The 9,371-nt window shown below is 36.5% G+C and carries 7 protein-coding genes; all 7 read left to right on the forward strand.

Annotated features, from left to right (window positions below):
* The first annotated feature begins 115 nt into the window (after positions 1-115).
* Positions 116-283, forward strand: a complete 168-nt coding sequence (locus ABWO41_RS11690) for a C2 domain-containing protein (RefSeq protein ID WP_353137909.1) — start codon at positions 116-118, stop codon at positions 281-283.
* A gap of 81 nt (positions 284-364) precedes the next feature.
* Complete coding sequence (locus ABWO41_RS11695) at positions 365-943, forward strand: RNA polymerase sigma factor (protein WP_353137911.1); 579 nt, start codon at positions 365-367, stop codon at positions 941-943.
* Positions 944-997: 54 nt separating this feature from the next.
* The gene (locus ABWO41_RS11700) at positions 998-2,137 is read left to right on the forward strand and encodes a FecR family protein (protein WP_353137913.1); all 1,140 of its coding nucleotides are present in this window, start codon (positions 998-1,000) and stop codon (positions 2,135-2,137) included.
* Between the two features lie 66 nt (positions 2,138-2,203).
* Positions 2,204-5,443: a SusC/RagA family TonB-linked outer membrane protein gene (locus ABWO41_RS11705; protein ID WP_353137915.1), complete on the forward strand. Its 3,240-nt coding sequence runs from the start codon at positions 2,204-2,206 to the stop codon at positions 5,441-5,443.
* Between the two features lie 15 nt (positions 5,444-5,458).
* The gene (locus ABWO41_RS11710) at positions 5,459-7,042 is read left to right on the forward strand and encodes a RagB/SusD family nutrient uptake outer membrane protein (protein WP_353137917.1); all 1,584 of its coding nucleotides are present in this window, start codon (positions 5,459-5,461) and stop codon (positions 7,040-7,042) included.
* Between the two features lie 93 nt (positions 7,043-7,135).
* Entirely contained in the window at positions 7,136-8,797 is a 1,662-nt protein-coding gene (locus ABWO41_RS11715) for an FAD-dependent oxidoreductase (RefSeq protein ID WP_353137919.1), read from the forward strand.
* 2 nt (positions 8,798-8,799) lie between these two features.
* Positions 8,800-9,371, forward strand: a 572-nt coding sequence (locus ABWO41_RS11720) for a glycoside hydrolase family 2 TIM barrel-domain containing protein (protein ID WP_353137921.1), incomplete at its 3' end; no start/stop codon positions are given.

The following is a 9,371-nucleotide window of genomic DNA, read 5'->3' on the forward strand; positions in this document are numbered from 1 at the left end:
TGTCATGTGCGATAATTCAAAAAAACTTTTTTTATTTTTTTTTGGGACATTTGTTCTTTTAATACGACTCTTTATATAAAGGATATTTTATAAACCAAATTATTCAGATTGCTTTATGATTGATATACTTCAAAAGAAGACTAGCTTTTTATTGGCACTTAAGTGGCTTTTTAAGAATTTAGTTTTTGCAAAAGATGTGAGACTGGAAAAAATCAGTATAGTAAAAGCTGATGTAAAAAACTACTACCATAGAGAAGCTTATTTTGTAGATAGCTTGATTTAGCTTCGAAATAATGTTTGTTTGTAACGGCGAACTTTTATAAGTTTGCTATTAACCGATTAAACCTAAGTCTTTTAACTCGTCATGAAGTCTTATTCTTTATACACATTGGAAGATTTGCTTGTAGACATCAAGGCAGATGACAGTAGAGCGTTTGATGAGCTATATGCCAGAACATGGAAAGAACTTTACATAAAGGCTTACAGTAAACTGAAACATGAGGACCTTGCCAAGGATATTGTACAGGAGATATTTGTAGACTTATGGAATAAGAGACATGTGAAGGCAATCAACAATGTTAAGGCTTACCTCGCCCAATCTGTAAAATTTAAAGTATTAGATGAATTCAGAAAAAACCGCTATGAGTTTATAGAAATTGAGAATTTTACAGAAGAGATTAAGGAAAATGTTTATGCAGACTCTAAACTCTTAGATAAAGAGTTTTTTGCGTCTCTAAAAGATTGGATTGATTCTTTACCCCATAAAAGGAAAGAAATATTCCGTTTAAAATATCAAGAAGGGCTTTCTAACAAAGAAATAGCGTTAAAATTGAATATTTCACCAAAAACTGTTCAAAACCAGGTTCTTAATTCGTCTCCCGAACTGTATAAACTTCTTCGAAGAGCACTTTTTATTTTATTTCTGATTTTTTTTGGGATATAAGACGTTTAATTACGACTTATCATTAGAGAGCATTTATAAACCGAAAAATAAGATATGTCTAACAGGTTTTTAAAAAATAGATTTTTATCTATTATAGATAAATATTTGAAAGGAAAATCTACTGCAGAGCAAGAAGAACTGGTAGATTATTTCTACGATTCTATTCGTGATGCAGATGTTTCTGAATCAAAATTGACCGCTATTGAAAAAGAGATAAAAGCAAAAATACATCAACGTATAGAAAGTACAGATACCAGGGAATCGAATCGCAGTAGCCGCCGTTTTATATATCTTAAAATAGCTGCCAGCATAACAATCATAGCTACAGTCGCTATACTTATCTATAACAACTATAATGCTGTACCTGAAGGCAAAAAGCCATATTATGTGAAAAATGTACAAGATAAAAATGTTCCAATAGTAATATTAAACGATGGTAAAAGTTATCAATTGCAGGATAGCATATCGGGGAAACTATCTTATAAAATGATAGGTGATGAAAAAGTATTCATTATTGAAGAAGATCCGACCGGTACTCTAAGCGAAAAACTAAGTCAGATTAAAAACCCGACAAATAAAATATTCACCTTCCTGTTGCAGGATGGAACAAAAGCATGGCTTAATCCTAACTCTACTCTGGAAATTCTTCCGGAAGAAAACAATAAAAGAATGGTTAGGATAGAAGGAACGGTGTTGTTTGATGTACAAAAGATTAAAGAAGACAAAAACTATAAACCATTTGTTGTTAAAACAGCGCTGCAAACTATAGAGGTATTAGGGACCCGTTTTGTTGTCAATTCTAGCAGCAAATCTAATGAAGATGTATTGCTGTTGGAAGGAAAAATAAAGTTGACACATAACAATTATCATACAGAGGTTATTTTAAAGCCCGATCAGAAAGCTTCATTAAAGAGCAATGAGGCTAATATACTGGTAACAAAATCTTCCGATAGTTATAAAGTGGAAGCGTGGCATAAAGGATTATTCCATTTTGAAAACGAGAAAATGGCCGATGTAATGGCAGAGATAGCCCAATGGTATGGACAAAACATAATTGTAGACCGTTCTATTGAAAATATACCAATAACCGGAATGATAAGCAGGTACAAGAATATAAACGAAGTACTTGAACTTATAGAATTGACTAATAATGTGAAATATCAAAAAAGCGCAGGCAAGATATATATCAGGTAAACTTAACCACAGGTCTTATTTGGAAATAGATAAACCATTGTAAACAACACTAAAACGTAGCTTCAAATGCAAAAAGTACAAAAAGTAAGAACGGCTCTGTCGGGAGCTGTAAGGAGAGCATTTTGCCCATTGGTGCTGATATGTTTTTTAAATATTCAGATGGTAATGGGAAATCAGCAAGGGATTTCCATTTCATTTAACAACACGACTATCAAAGAAGTATTTAAAGAGCTTAACCAGCGCATGGGATTAAAATTTATATACTCGCCGCTTGATTTAAATGAAAACAAGAAAATAACAGGCTCTTTCAAGAATGCACCTTTAGAAAGGATCATGGAATATATTCTTGCCAATTCTAAAGTTTCTTATACCATCCGTGATAACACAATTATCATAAAAAAAGTACTTCAGGATAAAATAATAAGAGGAAGTGTAGTAGATGAAAATTCAAATCCATTACCTGCTGTCATGGTAAAGGCCAATACATCGGGAAATGCCGTTATGACCGATGTAAATGGCGCTTTCTCACTTAAAGTAACTGACGGGGATACCGAGCTTACGTTCAGCATGATGGGATTTAAAAACCATACCTTAAAAATTGACGATAATGCAGACTATAAAGTAAAAATGGTCCCCTCTACCGAATATTTGAACGAGATAGTGGTTGTAGGATACGGTGTACAGAAAAGGAGTGATGTAACAGGAGCTATTTCTTCTGTAACCGCAGAACAAATAAACAAAATGCCCACTACCAGTGTAAGTGAAATGTTAAGGGGCGCAGCTCCGGGAGTGCAGGTTACCATGGGAAGTGCAGCTCCGGGTGGAAGTTCCAGTATATTGATCAGGGGTCGGCGGTCGCTTTCTGCAGGTAACGACCCTCTTTATATTGTTGATGGGGTGCCTATTGCAAGTATAGATGATATTAATGCCAACGAGATTGCCTCTGTAGAAATTCTAAAAGATGCATCGGCACAATCCATTTACGGAGCCAGGGCAGCTAATGGAGTAATTCTAATAACCACTAAAAGAGGTGTCTCTGGTAAAACCAGGGTGAATGTAAACTCTTATGCAGGAGTACAGCACCTATACAGAAATTTTGAGTTTTACGATGGTGAACAATGGGCTGCTTACCGTAAAGAGGCATTCTATAATGCATATGGATATTATGACGAGGGTGAGGCTTTCAGGGGTATTATGAGTGATGTTTATCATTCAAAAAACTATATAGATTGGGAAGATGTGATGTTAAAGACCGCATGGCAGAATAAAAATGATGTTCTAATACAGTCAGGAAACGAAAAGACAAAATATGCTTTGTCTTTAGGCCATTTTTATCAGGACGGTATAGTCCCATCTTCTGATTATAAAAGATTCACTGGAAGACTAAATATAGATCAAACGCTTTCGAGTAAAATTTCCTTAGGCTCGAATATATCATACACTAAATCTTACAGAAACATTGTAGACGGAAGTTTTAATTCGTTTATAACCATGCCGCCATTAGCAGAGGTTTATAATGCTGATGGCTCATTAAGAGAAGACGTAACCGAAGCAGGCGAGTCTCACTATAATCCATTATGGAATAACAGAAATTCAGAAAATAACAATATTACAGATAGACTTAACTTTAATCTTTTTGGCGACTGGAAAATAGCGAAAGGGTTGTCATATAGATTAAATACCAGCCTGAATACCAGGAAAGTGCAGGAGAACTCTTATTTAGGAATTAATCATACAACAGGAAGAAATAATGGCGGAAGGGCTATTGTAGCAGAAAGTACTTATAATGATTATCTGGTAGAAAATATACTAAACTATACCAAAGATTTTGGCAAGCATCATTTTGATGCTACCGGAATGGCCAGTTTGAATGGTATACAATGGAAACGGATAAGTAATACTGGTTTTGGTTTTCCTAATGATGACTTGTCTTATAATGCTATAGCTTCGGCAACGAGTCATGCGGTTCCGGTTTACGAGTTCTCAGACAGGAAATTGCTGTCGTATCTGGCAAGAGCGAGATATAATTATGATAGCAGATATTTGATTACTCTGGCCATGAGGGTAGACGGTTCATCGGTTTTTGGTGCGAATAACAAATACGGATATTTTCCATCAGCAGCATTGGCATGGCGGGCGAAACAAGAGGAATTTCTTAAAAATGTAGATTTTCTGTCGGATTTGAAAATCAGATTGAGCTATGGAGCGGTAGGAAATCAGGCTATCAGCCCTTATACCACATTAGGATTAGCAGATAAATACCTGACGGAATTTGGAAGCGTAGCTTATGTCGGTTATTTGCCAAATGCAGATTTAACTAATCCTAACCTCAAATGGGAAACATCCACCTCTACGAATCTGGGTTTAGATTACGGCTTTTTTAATGGAAGAATAAATGGATCTTTTGAGTTGTATGATACTCAAACTACTGATCTTTTAGTGGATAGGTCGTTACCAACGACAAGCGGATATTCAAGTCAACTGGTTAATTTGGGACATGTGCAAAATAGAGGTATAGAGCTCGCTTTTAATGCTATACCTGTTAGTAAGAAAGACTTTAAATGGAATGTAGGCGTAAACTTTACAGCTAATAGAAATAAAATTAAAAAAATTGACGGTGCATTAGATGCAAATGGAAAGCCAGCTAATGATTTAAATAATAATTGGTTTATAGGTCAATCGATGAATGTATATTACAATTATCAGTTTGACGGTATTTGGCAGTTGACAGATGATATCGCTAATTCGCACATGCCCGCTGCAGCTCCGGGAAGTATTCGCGTCAGGGACACTAACGGAGATCATGTGATTTCAGCAGATGATAGAATAATTATTCAGAGAGATCCTAAATTCATTACCTCCTTTATTACAAGTCTTGATTATAAGGATTTTAACCTTTCTTTTGATATTTATTACCTGACTGGGGGCTATCTCTACAATCCTTATTTATCAACCTTTGAAAATGGGGGAGACTTAACAGGAAAAAGAAATGGTATTCGTAGAAATTATTGGACCATAAACAATCCATCAAATGAGGCTCCTGCTCCTAATTTTATACAAGCTCCCGTATATCTGACATCTTTAGCTTATGAAAAGGCTGACTATTTGAGATTGAGGAACATTTCATTGTCTTATACCATGCCAGATCGAATTGTTAAGAAAATGGGCGTGGAGAATTTGAAATTATTCTCTACAATAAGCAATGTATGGACATTGACAGATGTGCAAGGATATGGCCCTGAACAAAACCCAGGTGCTTATCCTGAACCCAGGACACTTTTATTCGGATTAAATTTTTCATTCTAACCAGGCACTATGAATATGAAAAGGAACATATTATATATTTTATCATTATCTGTGATATTCGCTTCCTGTACCAAGATGCTGGAAGAAGAAAATAAAACCAAATATTCTGCAGATTATATCTATAGTACAGAAGGAGGTTTAAAACTGGCAGTGAACGCTGTATATACTTTATCACGTAATTACGCCAGCGATACCGAAAATGCCACTGTTTTCGCATTGGAAAGAGGGACAGATTTAGCCGTGACTAATGGAGGAACAGGGAATTATTTTGGTATTTATGATCCCAATAACCTAAAGCCTTCGTCGTCACAGGCCGCTCATATGTGGAAAACCATGTACCAGATTATTGGTAAAGCCAATGAGATTATTGCTGCAGGAGAAAAGCTCCCACAGACAGATGCGTTAAAAGCAACCATAGCCGAGGCAAGATGTTTTAGAGCGCAATCTTATTTTTTACTGTACAGAACTTTCGACAGAATATGGCTGAATACCGAACCAACTACATGGCAAAATGTAGACGAACCAAAGACCTATAGAGCAGCAACAACTGCAGAAGTATTGAATTTGCTTTATAGCGATCTGGACTATGCTATAGAAAATTTGGGTTGGCAGTCGGTCGAGCCAGGAAGGTTTAATCAGGCAGTAGCCCGTCATATAAAGGCAAAGGCTGCTTTGTGGATAAAAGATTGGGACGAAGCATTGGAGCAGGTAGATGAAATAGATAAATCCGGATTTTATGATCTAATAGATCTGGACGCCGTTTTCAATGCCGGAGATTTGAACCATAGGGAAGCCTTAATGGTGCAGCAATGGAGTAAAAATCCGGGAGGTAATTTATCTACAGGAACACCAATGGGAAGCTATTTTGCAGCATATTTTATTGCTTCCTACAGGCAGGAAATTGGAGGCACCGCAGAATATGCATGCAGCTATGAAAATTGGGGTTACACTTACGGGAGATGTTTACCAAACCCTTACTTATTTTCTTTATATAATCAGGCAAAAGATAAACGATATAATAGCTTTTATATCCACAGATATAAAAATACCACAGATAAGGCAATAGCTTATGGTTCAGTAACTGTTCAGCCGGGAGATTATTTTCCCCTGTATAAAAACGGTACCAAAAACAGGCTGGTTTATCCCGGCTGCACAAAATATGGCGATATATGGACACGTAACCCTTCTGAGCCAAGAGGCTATAAAGATGTAATTCTTTATCGTTTGGCAGAAACCTACATTATTGGCGCAGAAGCTGCTTTAATGAAAGGAAATCAGGTATTAGCTAAACAATATTTTAACGAAACCTGGAAAAGAGCAGGCAACGATGAATTTACCGGAACACTGACTATTAAAGATATTATAGATGAGCAAGCCAGAGAGCTTTCTTTTGAAGGAGACAGATGGTATTTCTTAAAAAGGCTGGGAATATTGATTTCCCAGGTATCTAACTATGCAGGAGATCCGGAGATAAGTAATTCTACTACCGGAAGAACGAACCTTCCTGCCAACCCTCATTTTATAAGGTGGCCGATTCCGGAAACTGAAATTATTAATATGGGAGCAGAAAATTTTCCGCAAAACCCCGGTTATAACTAGATATGCAGCGCAACAGAATTCCAAATTTTTGAAAAGAGGTGGAAAAGTGCGATTTAAATAATATAAACATAAGATTAACATTTAGACAGAGATATGAGACAAATAGCGAAGACAATCATCTTTTTATGGATAACGATATTCAGCAGTACGATATACGCAAATAATTCGGATAATACTTTTGATATCTGTGTATATGGAGAATCTGCGTCTGGCGTAATCGCGGCAATACAGGGCGCCCGTTTGGGAAAGAATGTGGTGCTCATTTCTAAAAATCAGCATGTAGGAGGCTTAACAACTTCGGGGCTTACTGCTACCGATATGAATCGTAACGATATGGTAGGCGGATTGGCTAGAGAGTTCTATCAACGGATTCATAGCTATTATTTAAACCCTGCTGTTTGGAAAAACCAGAATCGTGATGAATTTTTTATTAAATCTTTAAAAAGAACTTATCGTGGGAAAAACGATGAGCGCCAAATGCAATGGGTCTACGAATCTAAAGTCGCCGAAAAAATTATGCTGGATATGCTAAAGGAAGCAGGCGTTAAATTATGGTTTAATGAACGTTTGCAGTTAAAAGGAGGCGTTAAAAAGAAAGGAAATCAGATTGCGGTTATTGTTATGGAAAGTGGAAAAACCGTAAATGCTAAAATGTTTATTGATGCCACTTACGAAGGCGATTTAATGGCAAAAGCGGGAGTTTCCTATATAGTGGGGCGCGAAGCAAACAGTACTTACAACGAAACTTTAAATGGGTACAGAATTAATTACGAACAGGGCACAGATTTAAGTACCGTAGATCCTTATGTAGTTGCTGGGAATAAAAAATCAGGTTTGCTCCCTTACATAGATAAAAAGCCAACAGTTAAGCAGGGAGCAAATGATAAGAAAGTGCAGGCTTACTGCTATAGATTAACGCTAACTGATGATCCTGCTAATAGAATCAAAGTACAAAAGCCAGTAAATTACAATCCACAATGGTACGAAGTCTTAGTAAGGCGCATACAATTAAACCCAGATTTAACACTTCAGAAGATAATCACTTTAACCCCAATGCCAAATCGTAAAACGGATACTAACCATCTGGACTTTTTTGGCGCAAGTTATGATTATGCAGAGGCAGACTACAACAAAAGAAAAGAAATTGAGCAATTACATAAAGACTATGCGTTGGGTATGTTATGGTTGTTGGAACATGATACACGCATTCCGGAACCTATCAGAAAAGAAATGAGCGATTGGGGACTAGCAAAAGATGAGTTTGAAGATACAGGAAATTTTCCTAATCACATTTACGTAAGAGAAGCAAGAAGAATGATTGGAGAGTATGTGATGATTGAAAAAAATGTCACGAAAGAGAATAGGGATAACGCAAATCATCCCGTAGGAGTAGGCAGCTATGCCCTGGATTGCCATTATGTATCAAAAGTTATCGATAAAGAGGGTAAATTAAGATACGAAGGAACCATTTTTAAACCAATTGTTCCTTATACTATCAGCTATTATTCGCTTACACCAAAGAAAAGCGAATGTAGTAATTTACTGGTACCGATATGTTTGTCGGCTTCGCATGTAGCCTATAGTTCCATAAGAATGGAACCAGTTTATATGGTATTAGGACAATCGGCAGCAGTTGCAGCTTCTATGGCTATAGATAGCAATGTAGCTGTTCAGAATGTATCCTATGATGATCTTTCGAAAAAACTACTGGATCTTAAACAGATAATCAAACCTGGTAATACTAAACCTCATTAGTCATGGAATATTTAAGAATGAAAATTAGTAACACGATATTTTATTCGTTATTGATGATATTGCTGTGTAGCTGCAATGATAGGTATGATTATCCTATACCTGAAAACTCTTTTGTAGAAACCAATTTGCCGCCACCGGCAAAAGTTACATTATCTAAGTCGAGCGGAACGTGGAAGATGTTTGTAAGAGGTAATGAATTTTATGTTAAAGGGGCGGCAATAAACAATTTTTCAGATATGGCAGGAAATTTTGGAGCCAATACCATTAGAACTTACGGTATAAGTGATGCCACAAGGTCAATTCTGGATAAAGCTTATGAAGCAGGGCTGTATGTGAACTTGGGGCTTTACATAAAACGCGAAACAGATGGATTTGATTATAACAATGAAACAGCGGTAGCTCAGCAGTTGGAGCAAATGAAGCAAGACATCATTCGTTTTAAAGATCACCCCGCATTGTTATGTTGGTCTATTGGAAATGAGGCTGACGCAAGTTATACCAATACTAAATTATGGACTGCGGTAAATGATATTGCTAAATATATACATCAGGTAGACCCTAATCATCCTACTAC

It is taken from the genome of Pseudopedobacter sp. (assembly GCF_040392825.1).
Classification (GTDB): Bacteria; Bacteroidota; Bacteroidia; order Sphingobacteriales; family Sphingobacteriaceae; genus Pseudopedobacter.